This window comes from Streptomyces sp. MMG1533, assembly GCF_001279775.1.
Classification (GTDB): Bacteria; Actinomycetota; Actinomycetes; order Streptomycetales; family Streptomycetaceae; genus Streptomyces.
Genome location: NZ_LGDG01000111.1, coordinates 39,925 through 57,258 on the forward strand (window position 1 = coordinate 39,925; position 17,334 = coordinate 57,258).

Sequence of the window (17,334 nt, forward strand, 5' to 3'; positions counted from 1 at the left end):
TGACGCGGGTCACCGGGGCGAGGGCCGGTGTCAGCCGCCCGCCCGGGGCGGACCGTGTCCGCGGCTCGCTGCCACCCCGTCGCGCGAGATGTCGTCCCGGGAGGGGCGGCCGTTCGTGCGGTTCGGGGGCAGGGCCGCGTCCGCCGTGTTGACGCGGGGGAGGGCGTACGGGTGTTCCGCGGCCAGCCAGCGGATCATGCCCTCACGGACCGTGACGCGTACCGTCCAGATGTCGTCGGCGTCCTTGGCGGTCATCAGGGCCCGCACCTCCATGGTGTTCGGGGTGGTGTCCGTGACGTCCAGACCGAAGGCGCGGCCGTCCCAGGCCGGGGACTCGCGCAGGAGGTCGCGGAGCTTGTCGCGCATCGCGTCCACCGGCGCGGCATGGTCGACGTGCCAGAAGACGATGCCGGTCATCTGCGGGGTGCCGCGCGACCAGTTCTCGAAGGGCTTGGACGTGAAGTACGAGACGGGCATGGTGATCCGGCGCTCGTCCCAGGTCCGTACGGTCAGGAACGTCAGTGTTATCTCCTCGACCGTGCCCCACTCGCCGTCCACCACGACCGTGTCGCCGATGCGGACCATGTCGCCGAAGGCGATCTGCAGCCCCGCGAACATGTTGCTGAGCGTCGACTGGGCGGCGACACCGGCGACGATGCCGAGGATTCCGGCCGAGGCCAGCAGCGAGGCTCCCGCTGCGCGGAACGCCGGGAAGGTCAGCAGCATCGTGGCCGCCGCCACCACCCCGACGACCGCGGCGACCACCCGCATGATCAGCGTCACCTGGGTCCGCACGCGCCGTACCCGGGCCGGGTCGCGGTGGGCGCGCGCGTAGCGGCTGTACGACGTCTCCACTATCGCGGCGGCGATGCGGATCACCAGCCACGCCGCGGCCCCGATCAGGACCAGCGTGAGGGTCCGGCCGATGCCGGCGCTGTGCCGCTCCAGCAGCTTCGCCTCGTCGTACGACCCTCTCAGCAGGGCCGCACAGAGCACGAGCTGGTAGGGGATGCGGCCACGGCGCAGCAGACCCCACAGCGGGGTCTCGTGATGCCGTGCGTCGGCCTTGCGCAGCAGCAGGTCGGTGGCCCAGCCGATGACCAGCGTGAGCACGACCGAGCCGCCGACCACGATCAGTGGGCGGAGTAGATTCTCCATGCCCACGAACGTAACCGGCCCCGGCGGTACATGAACATGTGACTTCGCGCTCAGGGTGGGTACGGCCGTGGCCCCGGGCCGAGCGCGCCGCCGTGACCTGCGTTGTCGTACCCGGCTGGCACCATGGGTTCATGAACATCGTGCTCTTTCACTCGACCTTCGGCCTCAGGCCCGCGGTGCGCGCGGCGGCGGACCGGCTGCGCGCGGCCGGACACGAGGTGTGGACGCCGGACCTCTTCGAGGGGCGTACGTTCGAGACGGTCGAGGAGGGCATGGCCTTCAACACCGAGATCGGCAAGGACGAGCTGCTCAAGCGGGCCGTCCTGGCCGCCGCGCCCTACTCGGAACGCGGGCTGGTCTACGCCGGGTTCTCGCTCGGCGCCTCCATCGCGCAGACCCTCGCGCTCGGCGACGAGAAGGCGCGCGGGCTGCTGCTCCTGCACGGCACGTCGGACATAGCGCCGAACGCGACCGTGGACGAGCTGCCCGTACAGCTGCATGTCGCCGAGCCGGACCCCTTCGAGACCGACGACTGGCTGAGCGCCTGGTATCTCCAGATGGGCAGAGCGGGTGCGGACGTGGAGGTGTACCGATACGCCGGGGCCGGCCACCTGTACACCGACCCCGACCTGCCCGACTACGACGAGGAGGCCGCCGAGGCCACCTGGCGGGTGGCGCTCGGCTTCCTCGTCAGTCTGTAGAACCGTCGGCCGGCGGCTACACGGGGTCGTACGTCCGCTCGACCTTCTGCGTACCGGTGCGGGTGCGGTACGAGCGGGCCCAGGACGAGGTCGCGTCCGGCTTGGTGCGGTCGGACAGCACGTAGTAGTCCATCTGCGCGCGGGCGGCGTCGATGTCCAGGACGCCGTAGCCGTGGCGGTCGGTGTCGACCCAGTGGACATGCCGGTTGGCGGCCCTGATGATCGGCGCGGCGACCGCGGAGATCGTGCCCTCGGGTGCCTTCACGATGTCGTCGAGGTTGTCGGAGGTGACCGAGGTGACCACGAACTCCGTGGCGGCGGAGGCGGACAGCGGGTACGTGCCGGCGTCCACCGGCACGTCGTTGGCCCACGCCATGTGGATGTCGCCGGTCAGGAAGACGGTGTTGCGGATCGCGTTCGAGCGCAGGTGGGCCAGCAGCTCGCGGCGGTCGTCGGTGTAGCCGTCCCACTGGTCGGTGTTGAGGGCGAGGCCCTCCTTCGGCAGACCGAGCAGCTCGGCGAGCGGCCGCAGCAGGTCCGCGGAGAGCGAACCGATCGCGAACGGCGAGATCATCACCGAGTTGCCGATCAGCCGCCAGGTGGCGTCGGACGCCTTCAGCCCGGCCTTCAGCCAGTCGAGCTGGGCGCGGCCGGTGAGCGTACGGTCCGGGTCGTCGACCGAGCCGTTGCCCACGGCGACCTGCTGCGAGCGGAAGGAACGCAGGTCCAGCAGCGAGAGGTCGACGAGCTTGCCGAAGCGCAGCCGACGGTAGGTGGTGCCCGCGATCGCCGTGCGCACCGGCATCCACTCGAAGTAGGCCTGCTTGGCCGCGGCCTGACGCGCGGACCAGGCGCCCTCCGCGCCCTCGGTGTGGTTCTCGGCCCCGCCCGACCAGGCGTCGTTGGCGAACTCGTGGTCGTCCCAGATGGCGACGACCGGAGCGACGGCGTGCAGGGCCTGGAGGTCGGCGTCGGTCTTGTAACGCCCGTGCCGGGTGCGGTAGTCGGCGAGCGTGAGGATCTCGTGCGTGGGCGCGTGCGGCCGTACGACGGTGTCGCGCGTGCCGTACTCGCCGGTGCCGTACTCGTAGATGTAGTCGCCCAGGTGCAGCCAGGCGTCCAGGTCGCCGCGGGCCGCTAGATGGCGGTACGCCGAGAAGTAGCCGGCCTCCCAGTTGGCGCAGGAGACCACGCCGAAGCGGAGGTTCGACACGGCCGCGTCGGCGGCGGGGGCGGTGCGGGTGCGGGCGACGGGGGAGTCGGTGCCCCCGGCGGAGAAGCGGAACCAGTAGTCGGTGGCGGGTTCCAGGCCGCGCACGTCCGCCTTGACGGTGTGGTCGGAGGCGGCGGTCGCGGTGACGGAGCCCTTCGCGACGATGTTCGTCAGCGCCTTGTCCCTGGCGACGACCCAGTCGACCGCGGTGTCCGGGCCGAGCCCGGAGCCGGGTATCGCCCCGGCGGTGGGCGTCACCCGGGTCCACAGCAGGATGCCGTCGGGGAGCGGGTCGCCGGAGGCGACGCCGTGCAGGAAGGCGGGGGCGTCCGTGGCGGCCCGGGCGGGCAGGGCGGCGGCCAGTGGGCCGGCCAGGACAGCGGTGGCCGCCGCGGCCTTGACGACCGTACGGCGGCGCGGTGAGAGGGAGTTGAGATGCTCGGTGGCTCTGTATCGACTGGTCACGGCCGATCAGGTTACTGATCGGTATGAACGAGAGCGGGCGAACTGGCAAAAGTTCGCCCGCTCTTTGACCGACGATCGAGATCAGGCCTTGAGGGCCGCCTCGATCGCCGTGTTGAAGTCGGCGACCGTCATCGGCGCGTTCTTGCCGTCGGAGCCGGTCAGCGTCTTGCCGTCCATCTTCAGGGTCGGCGTGCCGCTCACGCCGCTGTCGTCGAACGTCTTCGACATCTCCAGCGCCCACTTGTCGTAGGTGCCGTTCTTCACGGCGTTCTGGAACTTCGTGTTGCCCTTGAGGGCGGAGACCGTGTCGGCCACCTTGATCAGGTAGGAGTCGTCCTTGAACTTGTCGTCGGACTCCTCCGGGTGCCACTTCGCCGAGTACAGCGCGGTCTTGTACTCGAGGAACGCCTCGGGGCTGACGTTGAGCGCGGCGCCCAGGGCGCTGAGCGCGTTCTTGGAGCCCTCGCCGGACAGGCTGTTGTCGAGGAAGGTGGCACCGACGTACTGGACCTTGTACTTGCCGTCCTCGACACCCTTGTCCAGCGTCGCGCCGACGGTCTGCTCGAACTGGGCGCAGATCGGGCAGCGCGGGTCCTCGTACATGACCAGGGTCTTCTTGGCGCTGCTCTCGCCGATGACGACGGTCGTGCCGTTCGTGCCCGTGGTGTTGGCCGGCTTGACGAGCTTGTCGTCCTTCGCGGCGTCCCAGTAACCGGGCTTGTTGCCCTGGACGACCGCGTAGCTGATGCCGCCGGCTATCGCCAGCACGCCGACTATGGAGCAGGCGACGATGACCTGCCGCTTGATCTTGTCGCGCTTGGCCTGGCGCTCGCGCTCCTGGCGCAGCCGCTCGCGGGCGGCGGTCTTCGCGGCCTGGCTGTTCCGCTTTGCCATGGGTGATCTCCGTAGGGGACGCGCACACGTCGTGTGCGGGATACGTATGGGGGACTGGTGGTGCTCAGATGCGTCGGGCGCACTTCGGCGCTCTCGGCGCGGCTTGACGCCGTTCGGCGCCGCTCAGGCGGAAGCGACCGAGCACGGCGGTCCACGCCGTCCCAGGGAGTGCACGAGGATCCGCTCGCGCGCGGTGGTGTTACGGCGGCCGGGGCGCTGCGGGCGGCGCACGGAGGGCGACGGCCGTACCGTCACCGCCGCGACCGCCAGCAGCAGCGGCCGGAAGGTGGTCGCGGCCACCGCGCGCAGCAGCTGGGCCAGCGCGCGCTCGCCGCGGCGCAGCCAGGCGGCGGCGAGGAGGCCGACGCAGACGTGCGCGCCGAGCAGCAGCCAGGCCGTCGCCGGGTCGGCGTGGGAGAGCAGACCCCCGAGCCGGTCGGGGTCGGTGCCGGTCACCCGGGCCAGCGGGGCGCCGACACTGGTGCCGTCGCCGCACAGCACGTCGAAGCCGACGGAGCGCAGCGGACCGGCGACCGGGCCGCCCGCCGCGCCGTAACAGACGTGCTGACCGGTGGTGAAGACGGTGTCGGCGGCCAGCTCCAGCGGGATCAGCAGCGCGGCGATCCGGCCGAAACCGCGCTCGCGGCCGGCCAGGGTGTAGGCGATGACGAACACGGCGGCGCCGACCACCGCCACCGTGTTCAGCGGCAGCGGGGCTCGGGACAGCAGGACGTGCGACGCGGTGCTGAGCGTCACGACGAATGCCGTGAACAGCGCCGCGCGTACGGCTCTGAGCTGGGTCCCGGATATGTCCATAGCGGAGGAGAGTCTGTCACGTGGGCCGGTAAGGGACCCCTAAAGGATCCCTGTGTGCGGCCTTTCCGTCACAGACCCGGAATCCGGCCGTTGCGGAACAGGTCCACGAAGATCTGGTGGTCGGCACGCGCGCGTGCGCCGTAGTCGTGCGCGAAGTCGACCAGGAGGTCCGCGAAGCCGTCCTCGTCGGCCGCGAGGGCCGCGTCGATGGCCCGCTCGGTGGAGAAGGGCACCAGGGACTCGCCGGACTGGTCGTCCGCCGCCGCGTGCATGGTGGCGGTGGCCCGGCCCAGGTCGGCGACGACCGCGGCGATCTCCTCCGGGTCGTCGATGTCGCCCCAGTCGAGATCCACCGCGTACGGCGAGACCTCGGCGACCAGCTGGCCCGTGCCGCCGAGCTCGGTCCAGCCGAGCCACGGGTCGGCGTGCGCCTGGAGGGCGCGCTGCGAGATCACCGTGCGGTGGCCCTCGTGCTGGAAGTAGTCCCGGATCGCCGAGTCCGTGATGTGCCGGGAGACGGCCGGGGTCTGGGCCTGCTTGATGTAGATCACGACATCGTTCTCCAGGGCGTCGCTGTGGCCCTCCAGGAGGATGTTGTAGGACGGCAGACCGGCCGAGCCGATGCCGATGCCGCGGCGGCCGACGACGTCCTTCACGCGGTACGAGTCCGGGCGGGCCAGCGAGGTCTCCGGCAGCGTCTCCAGGTAGCCGTCGAAGGCTGCGAGGACCTTGTACCGCGTGGCCGCGTCCAGCTCGATGGAGCCGCCGCCGGGGGCGAAGCGGCGCTCGAAGTCACGGATCTCCGTCATCGAGTCGAGCAGGCCGAAGCGGGTCAGCGACCGGGCGTCGCGCAGGGCGTCCAGGAGCGGGCCCTGGGCGGTGTCCAGGGTGAAGGGCGGCACCTCGTCGCTCTTGGCGCCGGTGGACAGGGCGTGGATCCGCTCGCGGTACGCGCCCGCGTACACCTGCACCAGATCGGTGATCTGGTCGTCGCCGAGCGCCTTCGCGTATCCGATCAGGGCGATGGAGGCGGAGAAGCGCTTGAGGTCCCAGGTGAAGGGGCCGACGTACGCCTCGTCGAAGTCGTTGACGTTGAAGATCAGCCGGCCGGTGGAGTCCATGTACGTGCCGAAGTTCTCCGCGTGCAGGTCGCCGTGGATCCACACGCGCGAGGTGCGCTCGTCCAGGTACGGGCCGCCCCGCTTCGACCCGAAACCATTGTTTGCAGTCAGGTCGTGGTAGAAGACGCACGCCGTGCCGCGGTAGAACGCGAAGGCCGACGCCGCCATCTTCCGGAACTTCACGCGGAACGCGGCCGGGTCGGCGGCCAGGAGCTGGCCGAAGGCGGTGTCGAAGACGGCGAGGATCTCCTCGCCGCGGTGCTCGTCGTTGAGCTGCGGGACCGACATCGCTGGGTGCCTCCTGGTGCATGACATGTGGGACGGCCGTTCCGTCACTACCAACGGACGAAGGTACGCGGGAGTGCCCGCGACCTTCACACGAAGGTACGCGGACCAGCCCCGCGAGTGTCAGTGCCCAGGCATAGACTTCGACGCTGTCCCCCCAGACTGCCCGCAGCCTGTCGCCGAGCGTTTTCCATGGAGGCCACGCCGTGTCAAAGCCGCCGTTCACGCACCTGCACGTCCACACCCAGTACTCGCTGCTGGACGGTGCCGCGCGGCTCAAGGACATGTTCAACGCGTGCAACGAGATGGGCATGACCCACATCGCCATGTCCGACCACGGCAACCTCCACGGGGCGTACGACTTCTTCCACACCGCGAAGAAGTCCGGGGTCACCCCGATCATCGGCATCGAGGCGTACGTCGCGCCGGAGTCCCGGCGCAACAAGCGCAAGATCCAGTGGGGTCAGCCGCACCAGAAGCGGGACGACGTCTCCGGTTCGGGCGGTTACACCCACAAGACGATCTGGGCGGCCAACGCGACGGGCCTGCACAACCTCTTCAAGCTCTCCTCGGACGCGTACGCCGAGGGCTGGCTGCAGAAGTGGCCCCGGATGGACAAGGAGACCATCTCCCAGTGGTCCGAGGGGCTCATCGCCTCCACAGGCTGCCCCTCCGGCGAGCTCCAGACCCGGCTGAGGCTCGGCCAGTTCGACGAGGCCCTGAAGTCCGCCGCCGAGTACCAGGACATCTTCGGCAAGGACCGCTACTTCCTGGAGCTGATGGACCACGGCATCGACATCGAGCACCGGGTCCGTGACGGCCTCCTGGAGATCGGCAAGAAGCTCGGCATCCCGCCGCTGGTCACCAACGACTCGCACTACACGTACGCGCACGAGGCGACCGCCCACGACGCGCTGCTGTGCATCCAGACCGGCAAGAACCTGTCCGACCCGGACCGCTTCCGCTTCGACGGCACCGGCTACTACCTGAAGTCCACGGACGAGATGTACGCCATCGACTCCTCGGACGCCTGGCAGGAGGGCTGCGCCAACACCCTCCTGGTGGCCGAGCAGATCGACACGGCCGGCATGTTCGAGGCGAAGAACCTCATGCCGAAGTTCGACATCCCCGAGGGTTACACCGAGGTCAGCTGGTTCAAGGAGGAAGTCCGCCGCGGCATGGAGCGCCGCTTCCCGGGCGGCATCCCCGACGACCGCCAGAAGCAGGTCGAGTACGAGATGGACGTCATCATCCAGATGGGGTTCCCGGGCTACTTCCTCGTCGTCGCCGACTTCATCATGTGGGCCAAGAACAACGGCATCGCGGTCGGTCCGGGCCGTGGTTCCGCGGCCGGCTCGATCGTCGCGTACGCCATGGGCATCACCGACCTCGACCCGATCCCGCACGGCCTGATCTTCGAGCGGTTCCTCAACCCCGAGCGCGTCTCCATGCCCGACGTCGACATCGACTTCGACGAGCGTCGGCGCGTCGAGGTGATCAGGTACGTGACCGAGAAGTACGGCGCCGACAAGGTCGCCATGATCGGCACGTACGGCAAGATCAAGGCGAAGAACGCCATCAAGGACTCCGCGCGCGTGCTGGGCTACCCGTACGCGATGGGCGACCGCCTCACCAAGGCGATGCCCGCCGACGTCCTCGGCAAGGGCATCGACCTGAACGGCATCACCGACCCCGCGCACCCCCGCTACAGCGAGGCGGGCGAGATCCGCGCGATGTACGAGAACGAGCCGGACGTGAAGAAGGTCATCGACACCGCCAAGGGCGTCGAGGGCCTGGTCCGGCAGATGGGTGTGCACGCGGCGGGCGTGATCATGTCCAGCGAGCCCATCGTGGACCACGCCCCCATCTGGGTGCGGCACACCGACGGCGTGACCATCACACAGTGGGACTACCCCCAGTGTGAGTCGCTGGGCCTGCTGAAGATGGACTTCCTGGGCCTGCGCAACCTCACGATCATGGACGACGCCATCAAGATGGTGAAGGCCAACAAGAGCATCGACCTGGAGATGCTCGCGCTCCCGCTGGACGACCCCAAGACCTTCGAACTGCTCTGCCGCGGTGACACCCTCGGCGTCTTCCAGTTCGACGGCGGCCCGATGCGCTCGCTGCTCCGCCAGATGCAGCCCGACAACTTCGAGGACATCTCCGCCGTCTCGGCCCTCTACCGGCCGGGCCCGATGGGCATGAACTCGCACATCAACTACGCGGAGCGCAAGAACGGGCGCCAGGAGATCACGCCGATCCACAAGGAGCTGGAGGAGCCCCTCGAAGAGGTCCTGGCCGTCACCTACGGCCTGATCGTCTACCAGGAGCAGGTCCAGAAGGCCGCCCAGATCATCGCCGGGTACTCGCTCGGCGAGGCCGACATCCTCCGCCGCGTGATGGGCAAGAAGAAGCCCGACGAACTGGCGAAGAACTTCACCATCTTCCAGGCCGGCGCCAAGAAGAACGGCTACAGCGACGAGGCGATCCAGGCCCTGTGGGACGTGCTGGTCCCCTTCGCCGGATATGCGTTCAACAAGGCCCACTCGGCCGCGTACGGACTGGTCTCGTACTGGACGGCGTACCTGAAGGCGAACTACCCCGCCGAATACATGGCCGCGCTGCTCACCTCGGTCAAGGACGACAAGGACAAGTCGGCCGTCTACCTCAACGAGTGCCGGCGCATGGGCATCAAGGTGCTCCCGCCGAACGTCAACGAGTCGATGTCCAACTTCGCCGCGCAGGGCGACGACGTGATCCTCTTCGGCCTCTCCGCGGTGCGCAACGTCGGCACGAACGTGGTCGAGTCGATCATCAGGAGCCGCAAGACCAAGGGGAAGTACGCGTCGTTCCCCGACTACCTCGACAAGGTCGAGGCGGTCGTCTGCAACAAGCGCACCACCGAATCGCTGATCAAGGCGGGCGCCTTCGACAGCATGGGGCACAGCCGCAAGGGCCTCACCGCGCACTTCGAGCCGATGATCGACAACGTGGTGGCGGTCAAGCGCAAGGAGGCCGAGGGCCAGTTCGACCTCTTCGGCGGCATGGGCGAGCAGGAGACGAGCGAGCCCGGCTTCGGACTCGACGTGGAGTTCACGACCGACGAGTGGGACAAGGTCTATCTGCTCGCGCAGGAGCGGGAGATGCTCGGTCTGTACGTCTCCGACCACCCGCTCTTCGGCCTGGAGCACGTGCTGTCCGACAAGGCCGACGCGGGCATCGCCCAGCTCACCGGAGGTGAGCACTCCGACGGCGCGGTCGTCACCATCGGCGGCATCATCTCCGGCCTCCAGCGCAAGATGACCAAGCAGGGCAACGCCTGGGCCATCGCCACCGTCGAGGACCTCGCCGGCTCCATCGAGTGCATGTTCTTCCCGGCGACCTACCAGCTCGTCTCGACCCAACTCGTCGAGGACGCCGTGGTGTTCGTCAAGGGACGCCTGGACAAGCGGGAGGACGTGCCCCGTCTCGTCGCGATGGAACTCCAGGTACCGGACCTGTCCAACGCGGGGACCAACGCGCCCGTGATCCTCACCATCCCGGCCACCCGGGTCACCCCGCCGATGGTGAGCCGGCTCGGTGAGATCCTCAGTCACCACAAGGGTGAGAGCGAGGTCAGGATCAAGCTCCAGGGCCCGCGCAAGACGACCGTGCTGCGCCTCGACCGGCACCGCGTGAAGCCGGATCCGGCGCTCTTCGGCGACCTGAAGGTGCTGCTGGGCCCGTCCTGCCTGGCCGGCTGAGCGGCTGAGCGGATGACAGGCTGACCGGCTGGGCAACTGACGTACGCGAGGGGCGCGCCCGTGAACGGGTACGCCCCTCGGTGTGTGCCCGGGCTTCAACAGCCCTTGATACAGAGGTCAGTTGTGACCGAAGCGCTTCTCGCGGCTCTTGCGGGCCATGTCGCCGGGGGTGACCTGCGGGACATGCTGGTGGGCCTGCGTGTCCGCCGGGGGCTGCTGGGCCGTCTGCTGACCACGCTCGGACTGCGGCTGCTTACGTTCACGGTTCTTGTTCTTGGCCATGGTGATCTGCCTCCTGTGGGGGATCTAGGGGCCAGGTCCGGGATCAGATTCACATAGGCTGACAAGGAGCGCATGTCGGATAATTACCGTCTGTGACATGGCTTGTCGGGGAGCGAAGCTCCGAAACGCCACGCCGAAGATCGAGTTCGGGCCGTTAACCCCCGCGTGGTCGGGCAGACTCGAAGGAAGCCCGAAGCAAACCTCCCGGAAAGAGGGTGGATCGCGTGGACCGCTGCATCGTCCTGGTGGACGCCGGGTATCTGCTGGGGGCCGCCGCCAGTCTCCTCGCCGGGGAGCCCTCCCGCTCCCGGATCACCGTCGACCACGCCGCCCTCATCCAGGGCCTGCGCGAACGCGCCGAGTCCGACACGGAACGGCCCCTGCTGCGCATCTACTGGTTCGACGGCGCCCCCGACCGCGTCCCGCAGCCCGAGCACCGCCGGCTGCGCGTGATGCCCCGGGTCACCGTCCGGCTCGGTGCCCTGACCCGCAGCGACGGACGCTGGGCCCAGAAGGGCGTCGACGCCGCGATGCACGCCGAGCTGACCGAGCTGGCCCGCAACCGCGCCTGTTCCGACGTCGTCCTGGTCACCGGCGACGGCGATCTGCTGCCGGGCATGATGGCCGCCAAGGAGCACGGCGTGGCCGTACACCTGTGGGCCGTGCAGGCAGCCGACGGGGACTACAACCAGTCCGAGGACCTGGTCGCCGAGGCCGATGAACGGCGCGTGCTCGACCGTACGTGGATCACCAAGGCCGTGCGTGCCAAGGACCTCGGCGGGATCTGCGCGCCGCCGCCCGTGCCGCGGCCCGAGATCGCCGCGATCCTCTCCGCGCCGCTGCCCGAGTCCGCGCACGCCGCGGCAGCCGAGCGGTCGGTCGAGGAGGAGCACGCCCCGGCGGCCGCCGCCTCGGAGAACGGCACGCAGGAGCGGGTGCCCGCGTCCAAGGGCGTGCCCACGCCGAAGGACCTGGCCGCGCTGCGCGCGCCCGGCGTCCAGCCCGCCCAGCCCCCGCAGACCGCGACCCTGCGCTGGTCCTCGGACAAGGGGTGGGTCGACCGGCCCGGCGGTGCGGCCGAGCCGCCCGAGGTCGCCTCGATGCCGACACTCGCGCAGGTGACGACGGCGGAGCAGCGGTGGGCCGACCGGGAGGAGGACATCACGACCGTCGGCGGCGACCCGTTCGAGGTCGGACAGGTGTTCGCGCGGCGCTGGATGGGGCGGCTCGGGGACCAGGTCCATCTGCAGAAGCTGTCCGGGATGTACCCGCGGATCCCGCACCGGATCGACGGGGAGCTGCTGCGGTACGCCGCCCGGTTCGGGCTGCTCGCGCACAAGGACGACCAGATCGACGAGCACGACCGGTATGCGATCCGGGCCGGGTTCTGGCGGGAGATCGACGTGCGGACGGCCGCCGAGCACGCGCCTGCGGGAGAGTGAGATCCCTGCCGTCGGATGTGCCGCGATGGGCCGCCCCGGGAGCGGAGCGGGGTCGCGGACCCCGTAGTCTCGTCCTTTGTGAGTACGCGCGCGGCACAGGCACTTCGGCACGGTGACGATGTCGTGTGCGCGGTGCGCGGACTGACCAAGACCTATCCGGCGGTACGGGGACGGCGCGGCGTTCCGGCAACGCCCGAGGTGAGGGCCACCGACGAGGTACGGCTGGACATCCGGCGCGGGGAGATCTTCGGGCTCCTCGGGCCGAACGGCGCAGGGAAGACCACCCTCGTACGGCAGCTGACCGGGCTGATGCGCCCCGACCGCGGCAGCGTCGAGATCCTCGGGCACGACATCGTGCGCCATCCGGAGCGCGCCTCGCGGATCCTCGCCTACCTCGGGCAGGAGTCCACCGCCCTCGACGAACTGACCGTGTCGCTCGCCGCCGAGACCACCGGACGGCTGCGCGGCCTGGGAGCGGCTCGGGCGCGGGCCGAGCGGGACGCCGTACTCGACGAGCTGGGGCTTGCGCCGATCGCCGGGCGGCCGTTGAAGAAGCTGTCCGGCGGACAGCGCCGCCTGGCCTGCTTCGCCTCCGCGCTGGTGGGGGAGCGGCCGTTCCTCGTCCTCGACGAGCCGACCAGCGGCATGGACCCCGTGGCGCGGCGCGCGGTGTGGGGCGCCGTGGACCGGCGCCGGGCCGAGCACGGCTCGACGGTCCTGCTCGTCACCCACAACGTCATCGAGGCCGAGACCGTCCTGGACCGGGTCGCCGTGCTCGACCGGGGGCGGGTGATCGCCTGCGACACCCCCACCGGCCTCAAGGAGCAGGTCGCCGGCGAGGTGCGGGTCGACCTGGTGTGGCGCGAGTCCGCCCCGCTGCACGTGCCCGAGGTGGCCGCGCTGCGGGACCGGGCCGTGGAGTCCGGGCGCCGCTGGACGCTGCGGCTCGCCCCGGAGGAGGCCCGTACGGTCGTCGCCACCGTCACCGGCGGCGCCGCGTTCGCCGCGCTGGACGACTTCACGCTGGCCACGCCGAGCCTGGAGGACGTGTACCTGGCGCTGGGCGGCGCCGCACGGCAGGGGCTGGTGAAGGCGTGAGCCGACCGATCGAGGGCTTGAGTACTGTGACCGCCGCATGCGTACGGAACACGACGACTGCCGGAGTGAAACCGAGCGAGGGGAGCCGCGCGACGTGAGTGTCGTACCCGCCGAGGTTCTGCCGGGCAGTGCCCTGGCCGTTGAGGAGACGGTCCGGGAAGCGGCCGAGCTCGGACCGCGTGCGCGGCTGTGGCCGGCGCTGGCGGCCGTGTACCGGGCGCAGCTGTCCCGTGCGCGGGTGGCGCGGATCCCGCTGCTGTTCGTGGCGACCTTCCAGTCGATCGGGATCATGGTCCTGATGCGCGGGGTCGTGGACGGCGGGGGAGAGGCGCAGGCGGTCGTCGCCGGTTCGTCGGTGCTCGTCGTCGCCTTCGTCGCGCTCAACCTGCTCGCACAGTACTTCGGTCAGCTGCGCGCCAGCGGCGGGCTCGACCACTACGCGACGCTGCCCGTGCCGCCGGCGGCCGTGGTGCTGGGCGCGGCGGGCGCGTACGCCTCCTTCACCGTGCCGGGGACCGTGGTGACCGCGGTCTTCGGGTGCGTGCTGTTCGGGCTGCCGCTCGCGCATCTGTGGGTGCTGATCGCCGTCATCCCGCTCGCGGGCGCCGCGCTCGCCGGGCTCGGGGCCGCCCTCGGACTGCTCGCGCCGCGTCCGGAGCTGGCGACGCTGCTCGGGCAGCTGGGCATGTCCGCGGCGCTGCTGCTCGGGGTCCTGCCGGCGGACCGGATGCCGCAGGCCGTGCGGTTCGCACGCGACCTGCTGCCGTCGACCTACGGCGTCGAGGCCTTCGCGCGGACCTTCGGGCCGCACCCCGACTGGGCGTTCGTGCTCGGTGACCTCGCCGTGTGCGGCGGGGTCGGCGTGGTCTCGCTGGCCGTCGCCACCTGGGCCTACCGCCGGGCGGCCGTCCGATGACGCGCCGCACAGGCGGGCCTGGCACGATGTCAGGGTGACCGCACCGTTGACTCCTCCTCCGCCGCCGAACGAACAGCCCTCGCACAGTACGTGGCAGGCCGCGCCTCCCGGGTACGGGGCTACCGCGCAGGATGCCGCGTACGGCGCGGACGGTTCGTACGGACAGGACGGTCCCGGCATGAAGACCGAAGTGCGCGAGGCTGCCGTCGTCACGGTGGCGGTGACGCTCGGCGGGGTGCTGCTCGGGCTGCTGTGGTGGTGGCTGGCGCCGCACGTGCCGCTGGTCGGCGGCCTGGACGAGCAGGGCAACTGGGTCGTCTTCCTCAAGGACACCGAGGGCGAACAGGCGGTCGGTGTTGATGGAACGTTCACGCTGCTGGCATTGGCCTTCGGGGCCGTGAGCGCGCTCGCCGTGTTCCTCGTGCGCAGGCGTGGAGGGGTGCCGCTGGTCGTGGCGCTCGCCGTCGGAGGGCTGCTCGGGTCGGTGCTGGCGTGGCGGCTCGGGGTGTGGCTCGGCCCGGCGCAGGACGTGCTCGCGCATGCCAGGGACGTGGGCAAGGGCGTCACGTTCTCGGCGCCGTTGAAGCTGGGGGCGAAGGGCGCCCTGCTGGCGTGGTCGCTGTCCGCGTTGGTGGTGCACCTGGGGCTGACGGCGCTGTTCGGGCCCCGGGATCCGGATCCGTACGCCCACCAGCAGGGTCCGGTACCGAAGGACGGATACGGGGCCCCGCAGGCGTAGCGACCTTCTAGGCGGGCCGCCTCCCGTGATTCGAGCGGCCCTTCTTCGTGCGCCACTTGCGTTTGCGTGTTTTCTTCGACATGTCCCTCGTGCTTAACCGAGGAACGGACCCGCGTCGAGAGGTCAGGCACGCCCGATGGGGGCCACCACCGCTTCCGTGAGCTTGGCCAGGTCGTCGGGGGAGAGTTCGACCTCCAGGCCGCGGCGGCCCGCCGAGACGCAGATCGTGGCGTGGGCCGAGGCCGATTCGTCCAGGACCGTGGGCAGTTTCTTGCGCTGGCCGAGCGGGGAGATGCCGCCGCGGACGTAGCCCGTGGTGCGTTCGGCGAGTGCCGGGTCGGCCATCGCGGCGCGCTTGCCGCCCACCGCCGCCGCGAGTGCCTTGAGGTCCAGCTGGCCGGCCACCGGGACCACCGCGACGGTCAGGGCGCCGTCGACGTCCGCGACCAGCGTCTTGAAGACCCGCTCCGGCGAGACCCCCATCGCCTCGGCCGCCTCCTCGCCGTACGAGGGGTGGGCGGGGTCGTGGTCGTACGCATGCACGGTGTACGACACTCCCGCGGCCGTCAGTGCCACCGTCGCCGGCGTCCCGCCCGGCTGCTGCTGCTTCTTCGACTTCTTCGCCATCGCGGCCTGATCCCGCCTGTTCCCCGGAGGTCGTACGTCAGTTGAGACTCGTCGGCGCCCGCGTCAGCTCCGCGGCGGGCAACGACGGAAGATTACGGATGATCGCCGTCTCCGAGCGAAGGAGTTTCAGTTCGTCGCGCAGCCGGGACGCGGTGTCGGGGGCCTGGAGCAGGCGCTGTTTGGTCGGGATGTCCAGCATCATCGCCGCGGCCACGAGGTACGAGACCACCGACGGTTCGTCCGGCAGGTCCGCGCCGGTGGACAGGGACCGCTCGCGCGCGCCCGCCAGGCGCTTCTGGTACTGGCGGAACGCCCGCAGCACGCCCTCGGCCAGTGCCCCCGCCTCCTCGCCGGCATCCTCCTCCAGCTCCTCCAGCTCCGCCGTCAGAAACGGGCCCGACGCGTCGACCGACAGCAGCCGCACCCGGGCCGTGCCCGTGGCCAGTACCTCGAAGGTGCCGTCGGCCCGCTCCCGGACCGTCGCGGCGTCCGCGATGCAGCCGACCCCGTGGAACGCCTTGACCGGGTCGTCGCCGAAGCCGGCCGCGGGGCCGTGCTCGGGTACGGCGGTCTGGTCCGGCAGGCCGGGTGAGCTGGGCGCCACCTCGTGGCCGTCGCGGATCGCGACGACGGCGAACCGGCGCGGTTCGTCCTCGGGCGTCTTCAGCAACTCGCGCATCATGGCGCGATAGCGCTCCTCGAAAATGTTCAGTGGCAGAACGAGCCCCGGGAGCAGCACGGAGTTCAGGGGGAAGAGCGGGAGTCGGACGGTGGTCACGACGCAAAAGCCTAATGGTCGCCGGAGTGGGCGCGTCCGCCGTGCTCACTCCGTGGATGGCGGGAAGCCGGGTTCCGGCCGGCCTTGTCGCGGATCTCGTCGCGGATCTCCAGGAACCGGCCGAGCGGGTCGTCCGAGAAGCGGTCCCAGGGGAAGGAGGTGGCGTACGGGCCGATCAGGCGCAGTTGCTCGTCGGCGTCCGTCCAGCGCTCCAGCCGTACCAGGACGTACATCAGCTTGTTCCGCATCTCGGCGGGCCACGGATCGGCCGCCGGGAACCGGGCGGAGAGCGCGATCGCCCGGTCGGCCGCCGCGTCGAGCCGCTCGCCGGGCACCTCGGGGCCGCAGCCGTCGGTCAGGTAGGAGAAGGCCGCCCGCGCCGGGAGCGCCTGGACGAGGGAGCCGGCCGGAGCGTCCTGCGCGGCCAGGTCGGCGAAGTCGAAGCACGCGTGGTGGGAGCCGTGCCAGGAGGCGGCGAGGTAGCGCAGGGCCGCCACGTGGCAGCCGTAGTGGTGCGGGGCGCGGCGGACCGCCGCCTCCCACAGCTGCTCGAAGTACTTGTGCCCGGCATGCGAGCCACGCGCGTGGTCCAGAGCGATCCGCCACGGCACCGGGTCGCGGTCGTCGCCGTGCGCGGCAGCCGTGATCAAGGGGCTCGCCCGGCGCAGCAGCTCCGCCCGTGCCGGTGACTGCCAGGAGCGCTCCAGCACCAGCTGGGCGCCGATCAGCAGCGCGTCGGGGTCGTGCGGGGCGGCGGCACGCCAGCCCTCGTACCACTCGTCGCGCGAGCGGGCGAAGGCCGCGAGTCTTCGCGCGTAGCGATCGCGGTTTTCCCAGTCGGCAGCGGTGCGGGTGGCGGCGAGCAGTTCCGCGGCCGGCTCGTACTCGCCGCGCGCGGCGGCGACCAGCGCGGGGCCGAGCCGGTCGTCGGGCGCGTCGAGGAGGACCTCGTCGTCGGCGGGCGTTCTGCCGACGAGGCGCGAGGGCTTCCGGGGCATCCGGGACGAGCGGATGAAGGGGGGCAGGAGAGCCATGGTGTCGACCATTGAAAGA

The 17,334-nt window shown here is 70.6% G+C and carries 15 protein-coding genes; 6 read left to right on the plus strand and 9 right to left on the minus strand.

Features of this window, described 5'->3' with window-relative positions:
* Positions 1-30: 30 nt before the first annotated feature.
* Positions 31-1,158 carry a mechanosensitive ion channel family protein gene (locus tag ADK57_RS12860; protein ID WP_053749550.1) on the minus strand — a complete coding sequence of 376 codons (1,128 nt, stop codon included), beginning with the start codon at positions 1,156-1,158 and terminating at the stop codon, positions 31-33.
* A 131-nt stretch (positions 1,159-1,289) separates the two neighbouring features.
* On the opposite strand from ADK57_RS12860, the gene ADK57_RS12865 reads away from it, so the two are divergent.
* Complete coding sequence (locus tag ADK57_RS12865) at positions 1,290-1,859, plus strand: dienelactone hydrolase family protein (RefSeq protein WP_053749551.1); 570 nt, start codon at positions 1,290-1,292, stop codon at positions 1,857-1,859.
* Positions 1,860-1,875: 16 nt separating this feature from the next.
* On the opposite strand, the gene ADK57_RS12870 is transcribed toward ADK57_RS12865, so the two are convergent.
* From ADK57_RS12870 to ADK57_RS12885, 4 genes are all read right to left on the minus strand, one after another.
* Positions 1,876-3,537, minus strand: coding sequence for an alkaline phosphatase D family protein (locus ADK57_RS12870; RefSeq protein WP_053749552.1), 1,662 nt, complete (start codon positions 3,535-3,537; stop codon positions 1,876-1,878).
* An 81-nt stretch (positions 3,538-3,618) separates the two neighbouring features.
* A complete protein-coding gene (locus tag ADK57_RS12875; protein WP_053749553.1) occupies positions 3,619-4,431 on the minus strand; it encodes a thioredoxin domain-containing protein in 813 nt (270 codons plus the stop codon).
* A 123-nt stretch (positions 4,432-4,554) separates the two neighbouring features.
* Complete coding sequence (locus tag ADK57_RS12880) at positions 4,555-5,247, minus strand: hypothetical protein (protein ID WP_053749554.1); 693 nt, start codon at positions 5,245-5,247, stop codon at positions 4,555-4,557.
* 68 nt (positions 5,248-5,315) lie between these two features.
* Complete coding sequence (locus tag ADK57_RS12885) at positions 5,316-6,656, minus strand: DUF2252 domain-containing protein (protein ID WP_053749555.1); 1,341 nt, start codon at positions 6,654-6,656, stop codon at positions 5,316-5,318.
* 203 nt (positions 6,657-6,859) lie between these two features.
* Between ADK57_RS12885 and dnaE the strand changes: the two genes are divergently transcribed.
* A complete protein-coding gene (gene dnaE / locus ADK57_RS12890) occupies positions 6,860-10,399 on the plus strand; it encodes a DNA polymerase III subunit alpha (RefSeq protein ID WP_053749556.1) in 3,540 nt (1,179 codons plus the stop codon).
* A gap of 117 nt (positions 10,400-10,516) precedes the next feature.
* Here dnaE and ADK57_RS50430 read toward each other — a convergent pair whose 3' ends face one another.
* Positions 10,517-10,681, minus strand: a complete 165-nt coding sequence (locus tag ADK57_RS50430) for a hypothetical protein (RefSeq protein WP_199830566.1) — start codon at positions 10,679-10,681, stop codon at positions 10,517-10,519.
* Between the two features lie 224 nt (positions 10,682-10,905).
* Here ADK57_RS50430 and ADK57_RS12895 point away from each other — a divergent pair, with 224 nt between their 5' ends.
* From ADK57_RS12895 to ADK57_RS12910, 4 genes are all read left to right on the plus strand, one after another.
* Positions 10,906-12,123, plus strand: coding sequence for an NYN domain-containing protein (locus tag ADK57_RS12895; protein ID WP_053749618.1), 1,218 nt, complete (start codon positions 10,906-10,908; stop codon positions 12,121-12,123).
* A gap of 123 nt (positions 12,124-12,246) precedes the next feature.
* On the plus strand, positions 12,247-13,221 hold the full coding sequence (locus ADK57_RS12900) for an ABC transporter ATP-binding protein (RefSeq protein WP_053749557.1): 975 nt from the start codon (positions 12,247-12,249) through the stop codon (positions 13,219-13,221).
* Between the two features lie 94 nt (positions 13,222-13,315).
* Positions 13,316-14,137 (plus strand): ABC transporter permease, encoded by an 822-nt coding sequence (locus ADK57_RS12905; protein WP_053749619.1) that lies wholly within the window; start codon positions 13,316-13,318, stop codon positions 14,135-14,137.
* Between the two features lie 34 nt (positions 14,138-14,171).
* The gene (locus ADK57_RS12910) at positions 14,172-14,876 is read left to right on the plus strand and encodes an AAA family ATPase (RefSeq protein ID WP_078973097.1); all 705 of its coding nucleotides are present in this window, start codon (positions 14,172-14,174) and stop codon (positions 14,874-14,876) included.
* A 123-nt stretch (positions 14,877-14,999) separates the two neighbouring features.
* On the opposite strand, the gene ybaK is transcribed toward ADK57_RS12910, so the two are convergent.
* The 3 genes from ybaK to ADK57_RS12925 are packed head-to-tail and all read right to left on the minus strand — an operon-like array spanning position 15,000 to position 17,327.
* The gene (ybaK, locus tag ADK57_RS12915) at positions 15,000-15,503 is read right to left on the minus strand and encodes a Cys-tRNA(Pro) deacylase (RefSeq protein ID WP_053749559.1); all 504 of its coding nucleotides are present in this window, start codon (positions 15,501-15,503) and stop codon (positions 15,000-15,002) included.
* A 37-nt stretch (positions 15,504-15,540) separates the two neighbouring features.
* Positions 15,541-16,281 carry an LON peptidase substrate-binding domain-containing protein gene (locus ADK57_RS12920; protein ID WP_053749560.1) on the minus strand — a complete coding sequence of 247 codons (741 nt, stop codon included), beginning with the start codon at positions 16,279-16,281 and terminating at the stop codon, positions 15,541-15,543.
* Positions 16,282-16,292: 11 nt separating this feature from the next.
* Complete coding sequence (locus ADK57_RS12925) at positions 16,293-17,327, minus strand: hypothetical protein (RefSeq protein ID WP_199830568.1); 1,035 nt, start codon at positions 17,325-17,327, stop codon at positions 16,293-16,295.
* Positions 17,328-17,334: the final 7 nt, after the last annotated feature.